This window comes from Reticulibacter mediterranei (assembly GCF_016587455.1).
Map to the genome: position 1 here is coordinate 2,806,309 of NZ_BNJK01000002.1, position 18,639 is coordinate 2,824,947.

Sequence of the window (18,639 nt, forward strand, 5' to 3'; positions counted from 1 at the left end):
GTGTGGAGTGACAGGGGGTCACATCACCAATGACCCTGACGTACTCAATGGCTAGCTGATGGAACTGGCGCGAACGGCAGTAAGAGCCAGTTCCAGCTGCGTCGTGGCGACTGGAGCGAACGCACAGAAATGCTGACAGGCTTTTTGGAAGGAGGCAGCGGCGTTGGGCGATCCCAGCCCCCAAACGATACCCCCATTGTGTGTGATCCGTCTGGCGATGGGAGCGAAATGTTTGTCGTTGGTCACCAAACAGATCGTCTGTGTGCTTCCGGTCTGCAAGAGCCGCTCGACGTGGCGAGCCAGGACAGAATCAGCGTCGCCTATGGTTGTCTTGGAGAGCCAGGAGACGGTGCTTTGTGCCTGCTTCCAGCCAGGGGCAGCAGGCGCACGGCTACAGACCATCCCGGTGCTGATAGGGCCAAGTTCAGAGAGCAGAGGTTCGATCTGGGTAATCCATTGAGGAGAAATGCAATCTCCGTCGATAAGGACCGTTACGCCTAGCGGGGCGGGCCAGCAGCCTGCTGGTCCAGGTGTGCTTGCCGGGGAGCCTCGGTCGTGTTCCAAGGCGTAAGGGGGAGAGGCCTGCTCCACCGGGTGTCCAGGCGACCAACCTGATAGCCGAACCATAAGGCCAGAAATTGCGCCAGTGCCAACACCCGGTTGCGCAAGGAGGGGTGATTGGGAACGAAGGGATGAGGCGTGAGATCGGTGGCGTAGCGTGTGGCAAGCGTGCGATTGCCTTTGCCATAGCGGAAAAAGCGGCAAACAAACGAACGAAGCGTTGGCTCGAAGGTATGCTGCACGCATGCAGAGGGAGCAAACGCGAGCGTGCTTTGCTCCCAGAGGCGCAGCCCGAGATCGATATCCTCGCCAGCAGCGTGGAGAAAATGGGTATCAAAACCTCCAGTTGCCCAAAAGGCAGGTCGCCAGACCAGCGCATTGGCGGTAATCAGATAGGCAGGTCGCTCATGTTCCTTGTACCACACGGGAAGGGGACGTAAGATTTCCTGTGTTTCATAATAGCGAGATAGAGGATCATCTTCGGCGGAACGGACGCATCCGGCATAAGCGACTGAGCCATCGAGGGCGTGACGATAGCCGTCAATGAGGCCTACCGTCGGGATGCAATCGCTATCGAGAAACAGCAACCAGGGGGTCGTGGCATGTCGCGCGCCCAGATTACGTGCCGCTGCCGCTCCAGGCTTTGTGCAGGTGAGCAGGTGGACCGGCAAGCCCCAGGTGCGATAGGCGGGCGAGAGGGTGAGTGGAGGCGACGACAGGTTATCGACGATGAGAATCGCTGCTGGATGCTCATCTGGGGAAAATAGGAGCATGCAGACGGAGAGCAGTCGTTGGATGCCCTGCGGATTGTTGTTGACCGGGACGATGATGGTCAGTTCAGAGAGCAAAAGGTGGCGCGGGCCGACCGCCTTACCAATGCTGCGTGGCCCAATGGGAAAAGCGGAAAGTAACGTCACGATTCGTTTCCTTTCACGAAGCGAAGCCTGAGATGCCCTCCTTTTTGTCGAGACAAGCGGGATGGGCATTTCAAGCAAACGGCGAGGAGCAACATGCTCCTCTCATCATTGCTATCGGCAGGAGGAGGGAAGGTGTACTGCTCATATGTCGCCGAAGGTGCGGGGTCGGTCTCTTCCTCACATGCTGGCATGCAGAATGCAATGGTGGCCTCGTTTGGCGTTTTCTGGGCAATGTCAATGGGAACGAAGCTCTATTCACAGGGAAGGACAGGGAGCATCCAGGTTGAGATGGTATCGATGTGGTGCCTGGATGCTCCCGGGTTTCATTGGGCGTGCACCCTCATGTCTACTGTTCATGGAGTATTTCAGAGAGTGCGGCAGCATCACAAGGGACGTAGGAAGCGATGGTCTCCACATCCTGTTGCCAATGCGTGAGACGTGGATGGGAACAGAGCTTCAAGCGCGCCAGACGCGCAACTGGGCTGCCCACACGCTCAGCCAATGCCGCGTCATCCAGATGGTGAATCAACCAGCGTTGGTGGGCTTGGCCTCGCCGAAGCGTGCGAGTCTCGGCGTGGAGGATCGCTCTGTAGAGAAGAAGCTATTGCTGGAGCGGCGCTCTTGGTCGAGCCAATAGGAAGAGCGTTCATTGATGGTGTCCTGGCCGCGAGTCTGTTGATGGTTCCTGGAGCGGTGCTGTGGGTATCGCTGTTGAGAGAATAGAAGGCTGGCTTTATGCATCCTTTGTATAGGATACCAACGGGGGGCAGCCCAGGGGAGAAATACTTTTAAGAATGAAGCGGACAAGATGAACCCATACGACATCTCTCGCACTTTTGGTTAATCGGTCTAACGGTTTGTCTGGAGAGTTCACTGGTTGAAATTGCCCCAGAAGCGATTCCTCGAAGAGACAAGGGCTAATGATAACAGGTAAAATAATAGTCCCCCAGGACACTGCTGCACGCAAGAGAGGAGGGAGTTCATTTTTAAGAATGAACGGAGAGGTTAAGAGATCTGGACTGACGAGCAGCACTGCAACTCTTGTATCTTGCAAAGCGGAGGCGACTTCTTGTTGCCAGAATGCTCCAGCCTGAATCTTGGTATGATCCCAGTAGATGATATGATTGTTTCCCTGAAGGCTATCGAGATGTGTTTTCAGTCGGTGAAGATATTTCCTATCTTCATGGCTGTAGCAAATAAATACCTTGTTTTTCTCCCCACTATCCGTCTCAACAGAGGTTGCTTCAGGTTGAGTTGTGATTTCTGATTGAGCAAACGCTGAAAGAGGCACCTGTTGTGGGAGCGACGAGATCGTCTGTTGAGCAGTAATATTCTGATCCCATATCGTTTCGATGGAATGGCGCAAGCTCTGGAATGCATTGGATAGAGCGCTTGTGTGCCAATATAGCGGAAGGCCGCTCAGAAGATGTAGATCGAGCAGACGCATGATATGAACATAACTGCCCATTTCTCCTGTGATAGTTTGTATTTCCTGAATAGGGGAATCGGAGAAAAGATATGCATGCACCTCTTCTTCGTTGACGAACCAGAGTGGTCCTTTATGAGTTGAGAGTAATGGATCAAGCTCTTGATCCCAAAGAGGATCATAGCCAACGATGACTATAGCATGGCGTGTAAGTACAGAGTGAATATAATTTCTGAGGTGTGCTACGGTGGGGTTTTCTGTGTCAATATGAAAAGTTTGCGAGAGAAATTGATTCGGCTGTTTGTAAATATGGATTTCTGAGGAGAACTCTCCATCGAGAGTATTGACCGTATACCTATGTGTTCCAGACCGTTTTAGAGCAGATTCTACGAGATTGTCAATATTTGTTGAAACAATCGTTGTAAAATACCCCTGTTTTATTAATGCTGCCAGAGATGTATCAGCAGGCGATATGGTAGCCTCTTTGAGGGAGCATTGCAGAAGAGTGTGTAGTTCCGTTTCGTTTCGCGAATTGCTTGTGAGAACCTGATAGCATTGCTGAAATTGCTCTATTCTTCTAGAATCAGTAACGTGTTTTGGGCTCTGTCCGAGGAGAGTATTGTAGAGAAAAGGACTTCGGAAGAGTTGGCCGGCTCTGCTCCCGAGAAGAAGCACAGAAGGAGATTGATACAGCTTTCTTAGCTGAACATGTTTAGCAAGAACAGCAATAGTTGCATTTTTCCCAATAATCATGTGACATCCTTCTCGTTTGCCGTTTACGAAGATATAAAATGATTTCTTTTATGAGAGCATACCATATCTCATGCAAAGCCTCAATAGCAGCGATAGCAAAGAATGAGAGAACGAGTATTTTGACTGTTTAAGCCGATTTCAAGATGAAATTGGATAACGATTCTGGTGAAAGCTAGATTCATCGCTCCAAGGTGTCAAGCGAATATGAGGGAGTAGTGTTGCACTCATGCAGTAAGGTGATGGTGTGTGTCTTTCTTTTCGATAAAGAGAGGAGAGAGGGAGATGTCGCAACTACGGGACTGGCTGTGGGGCTATTATCGGGAGCATGGGCAGGTGCCTGAGAATCTCTCTACGTTGCTGGAGATGGCGCGGCAAGAGGAGATGATGCCGCTGGTGGTAGATGTGACAGCGATGCAGATGGTACGTTCCCTACGAGGGAAAGGGCGCGACCTGACGGTGGAGCAACAGGCGCAGGGGATGGTGCCATAGATAAGAGAGGCGGTGCGATTCATTGTGGAGCATGAGGCGGCGAGAGAATGGCGGCCGATTGGATGAGGGGTACGAATGGGGAGTTGAAGGAGGCATGAGAAGAGGAACAGGAACACTCTGCTCAAGTACAGCCTGACTGAGCAGGCGCTCAGGCAACGGATCGCGCGATCTGGAGATCGAGGTGGAAGCGCTGCATCTGATCTTCAAGCAACGCAAGATGACGGAGACGATGCGTTGCTCCCGCGCTGGAACGGATAGAGCGGCGTGTGGAGAGGGTTGGAGCGTCGGCTGGATTGAATGGAGGGTGGTGAGAGCCAGGACGAATAAAAAGGATCAAGCCTCTCAAGAGTGGAGGCGTTGCTTTTTTGTACAAAAGTCGAAAGAGTGGAACGGAAAGCGAGGGGGAGGAGAGCATGAGTCACCACTGGATCTGCTGGACGGAGTTTCTGTGGAAGCGTCAGAACTGAGAACAATGAAAGGAGAAATCGCTCTTGTGGTACACTGATGAGCATCGAGAACATGAACACACCATTATGAGGAGGGAACCATGAACTGCCCACACTGCGCATCTTCTGCCACGAAAGAACAGCACAAGGCTACCGTGCTCGGCTATCGAACGTTCCGATGTGCAGCGTGCCGATGCACCTTCAACGAGCGGACTGGCACACCCTTCAATTATCTCGAATACCCTACTGATATTGCCTTTCTCGTTGTCCTCTGGCGGCTGCGCTATAAGTTGAGCTTGCGTGATCTCGCGGAAATGTTTTTAGAACGCGGCATTGTGTTTACACACGAAGCTGTTCGAGACTGGGAAGCGCGTTTTGCTCCGTTACTAGCAGAACACCTGCGTGTCAATCGATGCGGACAAGCCGGAACATCGTGGTACGTCGATGAAACCTATGTGAAGGTTCGTGGAAAATGGTGCTACCTGTATCGAGCGATTGACCGAGATGGGAACCTGGTCGATTCACGCGCTCCGCGAGAAACGGGATATGGAGGCAGCAAAGCGGTTCTTCAGCCAAGCAGTTGCCGTGGTTGGACATGCCCCGGATCGTGTGACTACCGATGGACATGACTCCTATCCACGTGCCATTCGCGAGATGATCGGCAATAATGTGGTGCATCGGACCAATGCCTACCTCAATAATCGCATCGAACAAGACCACCGTGGAATCAAACAACGGTATTATCCCCTGCGCGGGTTTGGAAGTTTCGCATCAGCGTCACACTTCTGTCGCGCATTTGATGCGCGTTCGCCAGTTCTTCCGGGTACGCACCACGATGAAACAATCGGTGTCCCTGGTGGAGCAACGTCGGATATTCCGCCAACGCCTGGAAGCCTTACAGGAAACGTTCCTCACTGCTTAAACCTTGAGACATTGATGAAAGGAATACCAACTGAGTTTTCATGTTCTCAGTTCTGACACTTCCGTGAATTCACCAGGTTACCATCAGCATCAATAGCCCGATAGAGATAACACCATTTTCCATGTACTTTGATGTATGTTTCGTCAACATACCACGATTTCCCGGCTTGTCCGCATCGATTGACACGCAGGTGTTCTGCTAGTAACGGAGCAAAACGAACTTCCCAGTCTCGAACTGTCTCATATGTGAAGGCAAAGCCTCTCTCTAAAAACATTTCGGCTATGTCACGCAAGCTCAATTTATAGCGCAGCCGCCACACGACGGCGAGCAGGACAATATCGGTAGGAACTTCAAGATAGTTGAAAGGGCTGCCTGTTCGCTCGTTAAACGTAGATTGGCATTGGGGGCAGAAGAAGATCGCATATCCGAGTTTGGTTTTCTTTACTCGTTGCTTGGTGGTAGTGGCAGCGCAACGGGGGCAATTCATTGGCCAACGCTCCTCGTTTTCAATATTCTTGCTGGCGTTAGCATAACAGAAGCGTGATCTCTAAGCCAAGCTGTGGTTTGAGTTCTGACAGAACCCAGGAGATCAGCATGAGCGAGAGCAGCAAAAATGCATGGAGTAGCAGAAGGGGTGAGCGTCGACTGGTGTGTCGGACCTCTGTCGATTGGAGAAGTGGTGAGGAAGAGAAGATCATCCTGCAATCCTTTCCCGGTGGAGACCTCGTGTCAACACTCTTTCCGTCTCTCAATGAGAGCGCCCGTAAGATCCGGGCGCTCGATAAGGCGGTATGGCGAATGGTGTGGAAATTCCCAAAAATTGAGCTCGGCCAAAGCCGAATTCCGCACACATTGAGATACTACCATACTCCTGCGGCGGTGGGTTTGACTTTGATGGAGTTGATCGGAGTTAAGTTATACGTCCCAAGAGTGAGGGGGGCAAGCATCTGGTGACAGGTAGCTCCCTGCCAGTCAGTGCAGAGAGACGCCCATGCTTTATCGACCTGGTTGTTGATGATTTCGTGTTGGCCGTACTGGTTCGAGAGCTGGTAGACCCCATAATAGTAGTACTTCTGCGTCGGGGTCGTGTCGTTCACGCCATTGGTTGAGCCCTCCGGGTAGATGCAGACGTAGCCTGGCGGGCATCCATGACAGGTCTGGCCCGCTGTGCAATCCATCGGTTGAGTGGGAGCGGCATGCGCCGCGGGCACAGGAGAAAACCCTGCAAAAACCAGTCCCGTTGCAAGAAGCAGTGCTACCAAAACCACTCGATATCTTTGCTTGAGCAAAAGCGTAAAAGAAGCTATTGACAGTTCCATTGTTCTTTATACCTTCCTACGAAAATGAGAATCCATCTTCTGGGGTGGGGCTAGGCGACCTCCTTGGGAGTCAGGGTCACGCTATAGCCCAGCCGCTCCAGACGACGGATATGATGCTGTTGGACCCGACTGGTATCCAACTTGTCAAAGTAATCAACTCCCAAGTCTGTGTACGGTTTTTTCGTGCGTAAAACGTGGTAGATAATCACCAGCACGCTGTGAGAGAGAGCGACAATCGCTCGTTTTTTGCCGAGGCGACGAGCAAATCGGTGATACTGCTCACACAGATAGTTGTTTTTCGTGTGAGAAATCGCCCAGGCCACTTCTGAGAGGACGGCTCGTACATACGGATTCCCTTTTCGGATCGCTCCGCTCAGCCGCTTGCCTCCGCTTTGTCGGTTGCCCGGACCGTAGGATAGGCCGCAGGCGAGGTACTGCATAAGCAGCCCTTTTCCCCCGGCCCTCCTCCGAACGCCGCATGCGAGTTTCCAGGCACGGCGCTCTCCAGTGCTTCTCTGTTTCCAGCGAGTCTTCCTTCAGTTCTGGCAACAGCGCATCTCGCGCACCTCTCTGAGAGGAAGATTCTCAGCACCTGCTTGGCTTCCCCCTGTGACCAGCTCTCCTAGCCTCCCTGGTCGGGCGTGACTCCGACGAGTACTATCCAAGCTCCGTAACCATGAGGGTCTCCCCTTTTAGGTTATCCTGCATTCCGTCGCTTGAGTACGTACGAGCACAACGTAGGTGATCCACTCATTCCCTTCAAGAAACTCACTGCCTCTCATCTTGCAACACAACCAGGCAGGCTTTGCACAGGAAGCGTATCGGCAACTCCAGAGAAACTTGCCATAATGAATATCCCTTTCCGTTTCAAGAGTAATTGATCTCAGACACAATGCCTGTTCTTGTGAAAGAGAGTGTAAAACGAAAAGGGATGGAAGATGTGACAGAAGTATGACGCGAGCAAAAATAGAGCGAGTTCACACATCTGCCACATCTTGTCGATCTGATCGGCTATAATGGAAAGCAGGATCATAGATTTGGATGCTCTCGCCCGTTGGGGCCATGTTTATCGCTGTGAATCGAGGCACTGGAAGATCAATGACAGAACAGGTGGGGCGCGGCAGAACCATTCTCATCATTGAAGATGACCGTGAGATGGCACGCCTCGTACGAACGTATCTGGAACATGCAGGTTACACTGTTGAGCATGCCGAGACCGGCGAGGAGGGAATCGCCTGCACGCAACGCATTCATCCTCATCTCATCCTACTCGATCTGATGCTTCCCCTACGGTCGGGGTGGGAGATCTGCCGCGTCCTACGAGCCTCTATCAGCGCCCCTATCATCATGGTGACAGGGCGGGGTACGGAAGATGACCGTTTGCGCGGTTTTGCGGAGGGAGCCGATGATTATGTCACCAAGCCATTCTCTCCACGTGAGTTAGTGGCGCGGATCGGCGCTGTCCTTCGACGCAATCATCCTACAGTCACACGCATCATCGAAACAGGCTTCCTCAAGATAGATCCTGCTCAACGCATCGTCTTTGTTAGGAACAAAAACGTTGCCTTGCGAGAACGTGAGTTTGATCTGCTGCTCTATCTAGCGTTGCATCCAAACGTCGTCTGTTCGCGTGCAGATCTGCTCGATCATGTGTGGGGCTACGATTTTGCGGGCGACGAACGCACGGTTGATACCCACGTGCGTCGTGTACGCGAAGCACTTGGCCCGGCAGGTTCTTTGCTCAAAACAGTCTGGGGCATCGGCTATAAATTGATAGGTGATGAAGTATGAAACGTCAGAACAGTAGTCCACGGAAGCGGCAACCCCAGCGTCTGTACACTCAGATCGCTATTACCTTCGCCGTTATTGGCTTCATCGCCATCGCGCTCAATGCTGTGCTGGTGGGCGCTCTCCTGAAAGAGTATTTCGTCGAGCGACAGGGCAACCAGATGATAATGCAGACCCAGGCGCTCAGTCAGTGCTGCGGAGAAGACGCAGCCTTTTTGCTCCATACTACGCCTCAAACGCGCACCAGCCTGTTAGAGGCAGCGCTGGCTGATTCTCCCCACCGTTACGCCCTGTTGCTCGATGAACACGGCAACCTCGTCTACGCCTCTCCTCAACTGGCTCAGAACCAGCTCCCAACGCTGCTAGAGCATGCCCGCTCTGATCTCGCCCATCCCGGCTCTTCCAACCAGTCGTGGACCTGGCTGAACGATCAGCTGATTACCGATACGCCTCTGACCACTGCCAGAGATGCGAACCAGCCACATACGATTGTTGGCGAACTGCTGCTCGGTGAAAATCAATCGCTCGCTACGACGAATTGGCGACGCTCGCTTGGCCTCGTCATGTTTGCCGCTGGCATCGCCGTTGTCCTGGTTTTCTTTGGGGCAGTAATCGCCGCTCAAAGGCTCGCGCATCCTCTGCACACTATGACGCTCACTGCCCAGGCAATTGCAAAAGGAGAATATCAACGGCGCGTAACCCCCGCTGGCCCCTACGAACTGCATACATTAAGCCTCTCGTTTAATCATATGGTGGATACCGCCCTTGAGCAGCAGCAGGCCGAACGCGACCTGATTGCAAACGTCTCACACGAACTCGCCGCCCCCCTCAGCCTCATTCGAGGCTATGCCGAAGCATTACTCGATGGCATCATCAACGACAACGCTCAGCGTCTCCGCGTCCTGCGCACGATCAGCGCTGAAGCCACGCGACTGGGACGACTGAGTGGCGACCTGCTCGATCTTGCCATGCTGGAAACGGGACAAAGTACAATCTACTTGGAGTCGGTTCCCATCGCAGAGTTGCTCACTGCTCTCCACGACCGCTTCCTCCCCTATGCTCAACAGAACAATATGCAGATACATCTCGACCTTGTTCCAAACCTGCCCACCATAACAACCGATGGTTCACGACTGGAACAAGTGCTAGTCAATCTGATTACAAACGCCCTGCGCTATACGCCCCCTGGAGGCACCATCACCATCAAGGCGACGACCGGACACAGAGAGGTCTGCCTGATGGTCGTCGATACAGGCAAAGGGATTCCCGCTGACGCTCTTTCCCACATCTGGGAACGCTTCTACCGCATCCATGAGGGCAACCAGCCGCGCGAAAAAATAAAGGGGTCCGCTGGTGTTGGGCTTGGCCTCGCCGTCTGCCATAATATCGTGACGCTGTTGGGTGGCCGCATCGACGTAACTAGCACTGTAGGAGAGGGAACAACCTTTATCATTCATTTGTCCACAACCACTCATGCAGGATGACTCCTTTTCCGATCTTCTGAGATTGGCATGGCTGAGATTGACGAGGCTGAGAATGGCTCCACTGAAAGCTGCATCTTGGAGGTCGGTTCCTCGAAGAGGCTGTGTTGCAAAAAAGCTAACCATCTGGTAAGTTCTGCTTCTCTACAAGATGAGCAGAGGAGTTTCCTTCATGATGAACCAGAGTCTTTTTAAATGGCGTCACTTCCAAGCCGAGATCATTGTACTCTGCGTGCGTTGGTATTGACGCTATTCCTTGAGCTATCGAGACCTGGAAGAAATCATGATCGAGCTGGGCTTGAGTGTTGATCATAGCACTATCTACCGTTGGGTGCAGCACTATGCCCCGGAACTGGAAAAAACGCTGTCGGTCTCATCTGGAAGGGGGCAACGACTCTTGGAGAGTTGACGAGACCTCCATCAATCCTGGTCGAAGTGCTCGTGCCAGAAGTGAAGGAAGCAAGCGATGATGTTCTTGGGCCGTGTTCCCTCACCTGCTTGTAGACTGACGGGGAGAAGATGAACGATCATACGCGTTTGTCGCATGTCGCACGGCACTTCATTTGGCTTCTCCTCCCATTGGCCGGGTCCAGATGTATGGGATTCTCGTTCATCTGCTCATCACACATAGCCAACGGGCAAGGAGCCAGATGGATGAACACTTGGCCCCCATTGCCTTTTAAGGTTCGTTTTCGAGGACTTCCCGCAGGTCGCTGGTCAGCTGCGACAGGTTTTGACCAGCTAAAGGGGGTTTTAGTCTGATTGAAGGAGTTGGAAGCACAAGAATGCCACGGCGGTCATCGCCCTGCGCGTCAGCAAGTAGATCTATGCCTGCTGGTGAGCATCTTCCGTCGTGGCGCGAACTCCCTCGTGTTTGGTAGAACTTTCAGTCATGTATACTTGATAGGCAAAAAACGATGGTGCTCTCGCATCCCTGCTGTCAGGGCCGCAATGGCTTGCTCCTGTGTGGCCTTCACTCCTGGGTGCATAAGTCGAGCCAAGCAAACTGGGTCGTTTTCTCCCGCACAGAGGGCTTGTAAGATCCGTTTCTCTGAGAGGCCAAGGATGTCACTCACCACTCAGGGCTTTCCAGTTCTCCGCTCAAAGGGGTGCAGGGTCTCCCTGCCGGGGTCTGGGGTGTCCCCAGTTTCCTTCCCTCCTTCGCGCGCCGCCGCAGGCGGCGCGCAAAAGAGAAGAAAAAAGGTTTTTTGCGGGGACACCCCGCACCCCGGCAAAGGGCTGCCGCCCTCTGCACTCCCGCTAGATGGGAGAATTGGAAAGCCCTGCTCACCACTGCCGAGAGTTGACATCCAGCTGCGTCAAGCACTTTGTGGACGCGATTGATGAGCCGGGTTCGCTCCTGAACTAGGCTGACACGCAATCGAGTCAGATCTCGCAGATCTTGTTGTTCTTGACTGGGAACAAAGCTGGCAGTAAGCAGGCCATGCTGCAACAAATCAGCGATCCAGTCGGCATCCTGCACATCAGTTTTCCGACCAGGGACCGCCTTGATGTGTTGCGCGTTAGCGACAATCAATTCGAAAAAACCTTCCAAGCGCCGGTAGACCGGCATCCAATAGACTCCGGTGCTTTCCATGCCGACTGCGCAGCACTGCTCTTGCAGCAACCAGGCACGTAACGCCAAGAGATCTGCCGTCTCGTTGCGGAAACGGCGAATCTCCTTGCGTCGTTGGCCTGCTTCCACGATACTCAGGCACACCACGAGAAAGCGCTGATGCACATCCACGCCGACGCACCGTTGATAGACTACTTCCATGATGATGACTCCTTTCTGTCTTCAGCAACCATCTGGTGGGTGTCTGCATGTTCAGTATCTTCTTCGGGCTCTCACACTGTTGGAGCAGCGGAGGCCACAAGGAGTGGTTCGTCCAAACACCTGAGCACAGTTTCAAACACACGCTTCTCTGCGTATGCCGCTGATCGTCTTCTCTCCAGGTAGTTGCTTCTTCGATTCTATCCGTTTTCATCAGGAGTGGTGCGCTTGTAGCGCATGACGTTTCAAATTCGAGATGAGTCATGTTACTCTGTTCTATTGGTGGAGCGATCCAACGCAGTTACCCTGGTGGGCTGCGCTGGGCGAGAGTGTCAATGTCTTTCATGGACGTGGTGCGTCTCCCATGATTACAGCGCTGGCTCATCCAGTGAGCTTTATCCTCTTGACCGTCGTGGAGGCTGTATTTGGATTGGTTATCGAGGTGGTCTTTGTCGCTACAATGGTGCAACGGCTCTTTGGGAAATAATGTTCTCCTTGCTGCTGCATTGAGTCTATAAAGAAGACCCTGGAGAATACATGACTTTCCAGAGCCTTACTTTGTTCGACTAGTGTTATTCGTCGCTTTCTTGTTGCTGTGGCTGGGCAAAGCGCTTCTGGGAGCGTGCAATCACCTCTTGATTTCCAGTGACCCACTCAGCAAAAAAGGTCACACTGCGAATCTTCCATCCTTGTTCGTTGCGGGCCAATGTGATGGTATATCTGCCTCCCAGTGTCCAGGTGACTTCTCCACTCTCGGGGAGAAAATGGTGCGCCTGCATATATGCTGTATAGGTGGCCTCATCTCTCTGGAGCACGATTTCCTGATTGGTCAAAAGATGTCGGAATGCATGAGATGTACTCACTTTACGCCACCGTGCAATCACCTGATCTATTGGGAGATGCTCAGGCTCACCTCCATGCAATGAGGTATAATCCAGGTCAATTTCCTCGGTAAAGCAAGCACGGAGATCTTGCCACTTCCCCAGATCGACTGAAGTGATAAAACGTGTGACGACATCTGCGATGCATGCCCGATCTAAGAGCAAGCGCAGCGTCGCCTCAGAGGGTTCCTGGTTCATGGAGCGTTCCTTTCAGAGAAGAGATGGATGCTCCTGTATTCTACCATGCCAACTTATGATGGTTCTGACAAGTATTTTCACAGATTGTTAATACAGGACACAATTTGCCTTTAATTTAACGTCAATTCGAAACATCATGCGAGGCTCTCGCACCACGCCGCATGACCAGAGCACGCCAGAGCAGAAGATTCGGTCAGTACTCACTTGGTCAGAAGAAATGCCATGCGCTCTTCGAGCGCACCGCTCCCAATGAAAAAGCATATACTGAAAGGTGGCACCCTCCCAGAGAGAAGACGACCAACAGTATACTGCCCTGGAGCGTGCAGAAAGAAATTGTACTCAGGTGCCTGGACGAACCACTCCCTGTTGCCTTACCAGTTCAAGGCTGCATGTGAGAGCACGAAGAAGATATTGAACACAACAGACACCGCCTGGGAGTTGCCGTATCAAGGTGAAAGAAGCACGAGAAGGAGGAGAGCACATGCAGGTGATGTTACGAACGGTGTGCAGGCATTGATGTGCATCAACGCTTCCTGGTGGTTTGTCTCAGTATTGTAGAGGCAGGGCGGCGCAGCAAAGAGATCCGCACGTTCCGCCATGAGACAGCAGATCTGCTCGCCCTGCGAGAATGGGTAGTGCAGCAAGCATGTACCCACGTCGGGATGTGACGCCCGTAAGGGTTCTGTCAGAACTCAGAAGGTAATTTGGCAGAAAGGCCACTTATGGAGTATGCTGGTGAGATGTAACCGTCTGATGAGGAGTGACCTATGAATTGCCCACACTGCGCTTCCGACATCACCAAGGAACAGACCAGGAAAACAGCGCTCGGCTCTCGGACGTTCCGTTGCTTCGATTGTAGGCAAACGTTCAATGAACGCACAGGAACGCCATTCAACTTTCTGGAATATCCCACCGATATCATCCTCCTGGTTGTTCTGTGGCGTCTCCGGTACAAGTTGAGCCTGCGAGATCTCGCTGAAATGTTTCTGGAGAGGGGTGTAACGTTCACTTATGAGGCAGGACGGCGAGTGGGAAAGGCGCTTTGCTCCGCTCATGACCGAGCAATTGCGGGCCAAACGACGCGGACAAGCTGGGCAGCCGTGGTACGTGGATGCGCACGTATGTCAAGGTCAAAGGAAAGTGGTGCTATCTCTATCGGGCCATAGATTCCGATGGCAACCTGATAGATTCACGACTGAGTGAAAAACGCGATATGGAAGCAGCCAAACAGTTTTTCAAACAAGCGCGTGCCGTAGTTGGTCACGCACCCGAACTCGTGACAACTGATGGTCATAGCACCTCACCACGAGCAGTGCGTGAAACGCTGGGCGAGCATGTGCAACATCGAACCAGCAAATACCTAAACAATCGCCTGGAGCAAAACCATCGAGGGATCAAGCAACGGTATTATCCCATGCATGGCTTTGGAAACGCGCGACTCAGCAGCCCGCTTCTGCTCTGCCTTCGATGAATTACGGAACTCTCTCCGTCCTCACTCCAGCAAGGGAGATCCGTCCTCACGTTTAGAGCAACGACAAGCTTTCCTTGACCAGCTTGCAGCTTTAAAGGCATCAATACAAGTAGCTCTCTAGCGCAAGGACGCACTATCTCAGATGAGCCCTGAGCTTTTGTGCTTTCAATTCTGACAGAACCCACATCGTCGTCCAGCGCCGTCAGTATCTTGTGGCGAAAGGAGGAACCATTGCACGTCAGGAAGCGCTTCGTTCTCAGTGGGATGCTCCAGAACTGCGGTATCAATTGGTCGATGGAGATACAACGTTGCTGCCGGGAATCGAGCTGATTGAAACCAGTGGCCATTCCCCAGGGCATCAGTCGGTCCTTGTACGCTTACCACAAACTGGCCCAGTTCTGCTTGCCATTGACGCTATTCCGTCCGCCGGGTGTCTGGACCCAGACACCCGTCCTCTGACCCCGTTTGACATGGATGAAGAAGAGGTGCGAGCCAGTACGCGCAAGCTGATCGCTCTTGCCGAAAGAGAGCGTGTGACCTTGATCGTTCATGGACATGATCGTGATCAGTGGCAACAATTGAAGTGCCTTCCTGAATACTACACCTAATCGCTCTAAGTCAGTTTGAGAAGTACTCGTATGTCGGTATCGAAGGGTCTTTTACTGTTCACAAAGCGCGTGTGGAAAATTGCTTTTACCATTGTCTCATGTTAGGCTTCTCTCTCCAATGCTCACGGCAGAATTATTGAAATAATGAAGATGCATGCGCTCCCCTTCCTTCTCTTGCCAATCAGGGTGTATCTTCGCGCAGAACGACACGCGGCTTGTATGCTTCTGGCGACTTTGTTATACTTCCTCCTGTTGGGGGTGTTGGGGGAATACAAACACAAAGGACACCTGTATGCAGCCAAAGCATGCTTCGTATGTGCTGGCCTGGTCTCCCCAGGATCGCGTCTATGAGCTTTTTCTGAATGACACACTGCAACAGCGATTTCGTGTCGAGGATGAGCAAGCATGGCAGACCTGGTTGAAACTCCAGACCAGCTTTGCTTTTCGAGGGCAGCACGGTCATCTCTCTCTCTTGAAAGAAGCCCGCTCACGTGGTGATGGATACTGGTATGCCTATGCCTATCGAAACCGCCGTAAACAGAAACACTACCTTGGGACCACCAGAGCGCTGACACTCGCCCATGTAGAAGAAACATGCACCAGGCTTTGCCACCAGGAGACCTACACTCTCATGGAAACTGGGAGCAAAGCACAACCAGCACCCCCTGCAGTTTCACCCCCTTTTTTCTCGGTCCCTACACCGTTTCCTGACGTTTTGCTCTTGCCGAAGCTTATACCACCTCATTTGCCTGCGACACTCGTCACGCGTGAGCGCCTCTTTCACGCCTTGGAACAAGCTAACACACATCCGCTCACACTCGTTGCTGCCTCTGCTGGATCTGGCAAAACGACATTACTTGCAGCATGGGTGGCTCAGAATCCGTCGCTATTTTCCCGCTTCGCATGGCTGTCGCTCGATGAACGGGATAATGATCCGGTCCATTTTTGGGCCTATATCATCGCGGCCCTACGTGTGCATTCTGGCATCGCCTCACAGCATCAGAGAGAACCAGGGGAAACAGCATTGACCATGCTCTACTCTCCTCAGCCACCAGACGTGCTCGTTATTCTGACCTCACTAATTAATGATCTGATGATAAGCCGGGAAAAGATGATGCTTGTGCTCGATGATTACCATATCATCGATGATCCCGCTATCAGTCATTCACTTCAGTTCTTGCTCGAGCATCTTCCACCAAATCTTCATGTGATTCTGGCTGGGCGCGGTGACCCGCCGCTGTCTCTGACGCGTTTGCGCGCGCGAGGACAGATGATCGAGATACGAGATCAGGACTTACGCTTTACCCGAACCGAAACCGAACAATTTCTTGCTCACACAGCGCTCTTTCCCCTGACGGATGCGGAGATCGATGTCCTCGAACACCGTTCTGAAGGCTGGGTTACTGGTTTACAACTGGCGGCACTCGCTATGCGTACACGGCCTGATCGCGCGACGTTTCTCCACCAGTTCAACGGCAACCAACGCTTTATTTTGGAGTATATACAAGAAGAGATTTTGCAGCACCAGCCTCTGGAAGTACAGGATTTTCTCATGAAGACGGCTCTTCTCACTCGCCTGCATGCGTCGCTCTGTCACCATGTCCTTGGAGACACGACCGAACTCGCTTGCCAGCATATGCTCACAACGTTGGAGAAAACCAATCTCTTCCTCACCTCTCTTGATGAGGAACAGCGCTGGTATCGTTTCCATAGTCTCTTTCGAGATGTGCTTCTGGCGCGCTTGCACACGCTCTCCCCCGATATGGTATCAACCTTGCATCAGCGTGCGGCTCGATGGTACGCCCAACAGGGCGATCTCTATACAGCGGTTGTCCATGCGCTCAAGGGAAGCGACTACATCTTTGCTGCGACGCTGATGGAGCAGTCTTCGGAGCAGATGTGGCTCAATGGGAAAGGAATCACATTATATACCTGGATGACGCAACTGCCCGATGACGTACTGCTTGCTCATGCCAGTCTCGCACTCACATCAGTTCTCCATCTCTTTTTGCTGGCCTCCTCTGCTTCCGATGAACAATGGCAGCAGGCGGTTAGCAGAGCAGAGCGGATGACTGAGCGCATTGAAGCACTTGTAGAGCGTCAAGATGTGATGCTTTCTCCAGAGGAAGATCGCTTGCTCCATAACCGCCTTGCATTCCTGCATCGTTTGCTCGCAAGCAGAGAGCTCTATGTCCAGGGGAAGCTCGCCCACATGCAAGAGTTTATTGTCAGAATGTTGGAGCTTGTCAGAGAAGATGTCGTTGTGTGGCAAATGTTCCCGGTCTCTGCCTTCTCTCTCTTACAGACCAATCAAATGACGTTCATTCCTCTCTATTCCAAATTGCAGCGGCAAGCAGAGCAAGAGAAGCAGGGCTATGAAGCGGCCTGGTGTCTGTACCTGCTCAGTCGAGCCTATCATCACAATGGGCAATTAGATCTGGCGTATCGCATCGACCTGCAGGCGTTACAACACCTGCAGCAGGTGGGAAAAGCAAGGTCACTGTTTGGGTATGTTCACCTCCATCTGGCTCGATATCATTGGACACGGAATCGACTTGTGGAGGCTCAAAGCCATCTGGAGACTGCATTACAGTTTGCCCAGACCTGGCAACAGAGAGAATTACAAATTGAGAGCTATTGCCAGCTTATTCCGCTTCTCATTGCCGAGGGGAAACTGGCAGAGGCCGCAAAGGCGCTTACAGAGGCGCAACGTCTCAGCCAGCAGGGGGTGGAGAGACGGCATCATATGCACTTAGAGTTCGCTCAGATGCGCCTCTGGCTGGCTCAGGGCAAGCCAGAGGCGGCAAAACACTGGGTGGCTCACTGCGACCTTGATCCACAGAAACGTGCCTTCTACACTGATCCGGCGTCCATCGATTTTATCACTCTGCCTCTCATACAGGTCTATCTCGCGGCAGGGAGAGAGAACGACGCTCACGAACTGCTGACTTCATTGCTTCTTCATGCGGAGCGAAACCAGGATATATGGAATCTGATGCATATCTTGGCGCTACAAGTCCTCGTGTGGCAGACATCCGGCGAGTTTACGCGAGCCCAAGCGTGCGCGCTTCATCTGCTCCAATTGGCCGAGCCAGCAGACTACCTCCGCATTTATCTGGATATAGGTGTCCCTATGCAACAGGTGCTTCAGAAAATTTTGCATGATGTTAAGCTGCCACTGAAGCAGCAACACCCCCAGATTCCTCTCGATACTCTCAAGACGCTCCTGGCAGCCTTTGAGCAACAGATGAACGGTCAGCACATCCCTGTGGGCCAACCTCCTAACTCATTTTCCAGATCATCCCTTGCCGCTCTCACCGCACGTGAACAAGAGGTGTTACATCTCCTGGCACAGGGGGCTACCAACCAGGATATTGCCAGCGAGCTTGTCATTGCACTGGCAACGGTGAAGAAGCATGTCACGAATATACTGAATAAGCTAGGAGCTGAGAATCGCATACAGGCCATTGCTCGTGCTCGCGATTCCAGGCTCCTCTAGCACAATCAACATCGGCATCCTTTCTCCTGCTCCACTTCTTCAGGAGTGTTATTCTTCCACCCCCAACCTTTGGGACATTTACACCCCAAGAGGTATGCTTTCGGCT

16 protein-coding genes and 5 pseudogenes are annotated in these 18,639 nt (G+C 52.5%); 11 read left to right on the forward strand and 10 right to left on the reverse strand.

Going from position 1 to position 18,639, the window contains the following annotated elements; all coding sequences use genetic code 11:
• Nucleotides 1-51: 51 nt before the first annotated feature.
• Both K3T83_RS51375 and K3T83_RS51380 read right to left on the reverse strand, forming a co-directional pair.
• Nucleotides 52-564 (reverse strand): NYN domain-containing protein, encoded by a 513-nt coding sequence (locus tag K3T83_RS51375; protein WP_220210842.1) that lies wholly within the window; start codon nucleotides 562-564, stop codon nucleotides 52-54.
• Nucleotides 498-1,478 (reverse strand): glycosyltransferase, encoded by a 981-nt coding sequence (locus tag K3T83_RS51380; protein WP_220210843.1) that lies wholly within the window; start codon nucleotides 1,476-1,478, stop codon nucleotides 498-500. The genes K3T83_RS51375 and K3T83_RS51380 overlap by 67 nt, the downstream gene beginning before the upstream one ends.
• Nucleotides 1,479-1,916: 438 nt before the next feature.
• Here K3T83_RS51380 and K3T83_RS51385 point away from each other — a divergent pair, with 438 nt between their 5' ends.
• Nucleotides 1,917-2,201 (forward strand): hypothetical protein, encoded by a 285-nt coding sequence (locus K3T83_RS51385; RefSeq protein WP_220210844.1) that lies wholly within the window; start codon nucleotides 1,917-1,919, stop codon nucleotides 2,199-2,201.
• Nucleotides 2,202-2,211: 10 nt separating this feature from the next.
• Here the strand turns inward: K3T83_RS51385 and K3T83_RS51390 are convergent, their stop codons facing one another.
• A complete protein-coding gene (locus K3T83_RS51390) occupies nucleotides 2,212-3,657 on the reverse strand; it encodes a toll/interleukin-1 receptor domain-containing protein (RefSeq protein ID WP_220210845.1) in 1,446 nt (481 codons plus the stop codon).
• Between the two features lie 282 nt (nucleotides 3,658-3,939).
• Here K3T83_RS51390 and K3T83_RS51395 point away from each other — a divergent pair, with 282 nt between their 5' ends.
• Nucleotides 3,940-4,146, forward strand: a complete 207-nt coding sequence (locus K3T83_RS51395) for a hypothetical protein (protein WP_220210846.1) — start codon at nucleotides 3,940-3,942, stop codon at nucleotides 4,144-4,146.
• Between the two features lie 148 nt (nucleotides 4,147-4,294).
• On the opposite strand, the gene K3T83_RS51400 is transcribed toward K3T83_RS51395, so the two are convergent.
• The gene (locus K3T83_RS51400) at nucleotides 4,295-4,492 is read right to left on the reverse strand and encodes a hypothetical protein (RefSeq protein WP_220210847.1); all 198 of its coding nucleotides are present in this window, start codon (nucleotides 4,490-4,492) and stop codon (nucleotides 4,295-4,297) included.
• Nucleotides 4,493-4,693: 201 nt separating this feature from the next.
• Between K3T83_RS51400 and K3T83_RS51405 the strand changes: the two are divergent.
• A pseudogene (locus K3T83_RS51405) lies at nucleotides 4,694-5,514 on the forward strand (IS6 family transposase).
• Between the two features lie 61 nt (nucleotides 5,515-5,575).
• Here K3T83_RS51405 and K3T83_RS51410 read toward each other — a convergent pair.
• From K3T83_RS51410 to K3T83_RS51420, 3 genes and pseudogenes are all read right to left on the reverse strand, one after another.
• Nucleotides 5,576-6,001 (reverse strand): annotated as a pseudogene (locus K3T83_RS51410) (IS6 family transposase); the annotation flags it as partial.
• Nucleotides 6,002-6,374: 373 nt separating this feature from the next.
• Nucleotides 6,375-6,833 carry a hypothetical protein gene (locus tag K3T83_RS51415; protein ID WP_220210848.1) on the reverse strand — a complete coding sequence of 153 codons (459 nt, stop codon included), beginning with the start codon at nucleotides 6,831-6,833 and terminating at the stop codon, nucleotides 6,375-6,377.
• A 50-nt stretch (nucleotides 6,834-6,883) separates the two neighbouring features.
• The gene (locus tag K3T83_RS51420) at nucleotides 6,884-7,273 is read right to left on the reverse strand and encodes a transposase (protein WP_220210849.1); all 390 of its coding nucleotides are present in this window, start codon (nucleotides 7,271-7,273) and stop codon (nucleotides 6,884-6,886) included.
• Between the two features lie 658 nt (nucleotides 7,274-7,931).
• Here K3T83_RS51420 and K3T83_RS51425 point away from each other — a divergent pair.
• Both K3T83_RS51425 and K3T83_RS51430 read left to right on the forward strand, forming a co-directional pair.
• The gene (locus tag K3T83_RS51425) at nucleotides 7,932-8,624 is read left to right on the forward strand and encodes a response regulator transcription factor (RefSeq protein WP_220210850.1); all 693 of its coding nucleotides are present in this window, start codon (nucleotides 7,932-7,934) and stop codon (nucleotides 8,622-8,624) included.
• Nucleotides 8,621-10,105 (forward strand): sensor histidine kinase, encoded by a 1,485-nt coding sequence (locus K3T83_RS51430; RefSeq protein WP_220210851.1) that lies wholly within the window; start codon nucleotides 8,621-8,623, stop codon nucleotides 10,103-10,105. The genes K3T83_RS51425 and K3T83_RS51430 overlap by 4 nt, the downstream gene beginning before the upstream one ends.
• A gap of 24 nt (nucleotides 10,106-10,129) precedes the next feature.
• Here K3T83_RS51430 and K3T83_RS58420 read toward each other — a convergent pair.
• Nucleotides 10,130-10,228 (reverse strand): annotated as a pseudogene (locus K3T83_RS58420) (pentapeptide repeat-containing protein); the annotation flags it as partial.
• 46 nt (nucleotides 10,229-10,274) lie between these two features.
• Here K3T83_RS58420 and K3T83_RS51440 point away from each other — a divergent pair.
• Nucleotides 10,275-10,524, forward strand: a pseudogene (locus K3T83_RS51440) (transposase domain-containing protein); the annotation flags it as partial.
• 650 nt (nucleotides 10,525-11,174) lie between these two features.
• On the opposite strand, the gene K3T83_RS51445 reads toward K3T83_RS51440, so the two are convergent.
• Nucleotides 11,175-11,879: an IS110 family RNA-guided transposase gene (locus tag K3T83_RS51445; protein ID WP_236065279.1), complete on the reverse strand. Its 705-nt coding sequence runs from the start codon at nucleotides 11,877-11,879 to the stop codon at nucleotides 11,175-11,177.
• Nucleotides 11,880-12,132: 253 nt separating this feature from the next.
• Here K3T83_RS51445 and K3T83_RS51450 point away from each other — a divergent pair, with 253 nt between their 5' ends.
• Entirely contained in the window at nucleotides 12,133-12,363 is a 231-nt protein-coding gene (locus tag K3T83_RS51450) for a hypothetical protein (protein WP_220210852.1), read from the forward strand.
• A gap of 85 nt (nucleotides 12,364-12,448) precedes the next feature.
• Here K3T83_RS51450 and K3T83_RS51455 read toward each other — a convergent pair whose 3' ends face one another.
• Complete coding sequence (locus K3T83_RS51455) at nucleotides 12,449-12,955, reverse strand: nuclear transport factor 2 family protein (protein WP_220210853.1); 507 nt, start codon at nucleotides 12,953-12,955, stop codon at nucleotides 12,449-12,451.
• Nucleotides 12,956-13,473: 518 nt separating this feature from the next.
• Between K3T83_RS51455 and K3T83_RS51460 the strand changes: the two genes are divergently transcribed.
• The 4 genes and pseudogenes from K3T83_RS51460 to K3T83_RS51475 all read left to right on the forward strand — a co-directional run bounded on the left by K3T83_RS51460 (nucleotide 13,474) and on the right by K3T83_RS51475 (nucleotide 18,533).
• The gene (locus tag K3T83_RS51460) at nucleotides 13,474-13,623 is read left to right on the forward strand and encodes a hypothetical protein (RefSeq protein ID WP_220210854.1); all 150 of its coding nucleotides are present in this window, start codon (nucleotides 13,474-13,476) and stop codon (nucleotides 13,621-13,623) included.
• Between the two features lie 99 nt (nucleotides 13,624-13,722).
• Nucleotides 13,723-14,547: pseudogene (locus K3T83_RS51465) on the forward strand (IS6 family transposase).
• A 91-nt stretch (nucleotides 14,548-14,638) separates the two neighbouring features.
• The gene (locus tag K3T83_RS51470) at nucleotides 14,639-15,034 is read left to right on the forward strand and encodes an MBL fold metallo-hydrolase (protein ID WP_236065280.1); all 396 of its coding nucleotides are present in this window, start codon (nucleotides 14,639-14,641) and stop codon (nucleotides 15,032-15,034) included.
• A gap of 292 nt (nucleotides 15,035-15,326) precedes the next feature.
• Nucleotides 15,327-18,533, forward strand: coding sequence for a winged helix-turn-helix domain-containing protein (locus K3T83_RS51475; protein WP_220210855.1), 3,207 nt, complete (start codon nucleotides 15,327-15,329; stop codon nucleotides 18,531-18,533).
• Nucleotides 18,534-18,639 lie beyond the last annotated feature (106 nt).

Bases quoted from the DNA above. Each gene is read 5' to 3' on its own strand.
- K3T83_RS51390 (WP_220210845.1), bottom strand. From the start codon at position 3,657: ATGATTATTGGGAAAAATGCAACTATTGCTGTTCTTGCTAAACATGTT.
- K3T83_RS51395 (WP_220210846.1), top strand. From the start codon at position 3,940: ATGTCGCAACTACGGGACTGGCTGTGGGGCTATTATCGGGAGCATGGG.
- K3T83_RS51415 (WP_220210848.1), bottom strand. From the start codon at position 6,833: ATGGAACTGTCAATAGCTTCTTTTACGCTTTTGCTCAAGCAAAGATAT.
- K3T83_RS51420 (WP_220210849.1), bottom strand. From the start codon at position 7,273: ATGCAGTACCTCGCCTGCGGCCTATCCTACGGTCCGGGCAACCGACAA.
- K3T83_RS51425 (WP_220210850.1), top strand. From the start codon at position 7,932: ATGACAGAACAGGTGGGGCGCGGCAGAACCATTCTCATCATTGAAGAT.
- K3T83_RS51430 (WP_220210851.1), top strand. From the start codon at position 8,621: ATGAAACGTCAGAACAGTAGTCCACGGAAGCGGCAACCCCAGCGTCTG.
- K3T83_RS51445 (WP_236065279.1), bottom strand. From the start codon at position 11,879: ATGGAAGTAGTCTATCAACGGTGCGTCGGCGTGGATGTGCATCAGCGC.
- K3T83_RS51450 (WP_220210852.1), top strand. From the start codon at position 12,133: ATGAGTCATGTTACTCTGTTCTATTGGTGGAGCGATCCAACGCAGTTA.
- K3T83_RS51455 (WP_220210853.1), bottom strand. From the start codon at position 12,955: ATGAACCAGGAACCCTCTGAGGCGACGCTGCGCTTGCTCTTAGATCGG.
- K3T83_RS51475 (WP_220210855.1), top strand. From the start codon at position 15,327: ATGCAGCCAAAGCATGCTTCGTATGTGCTGGCCTGGTCTCCCCAGGAT.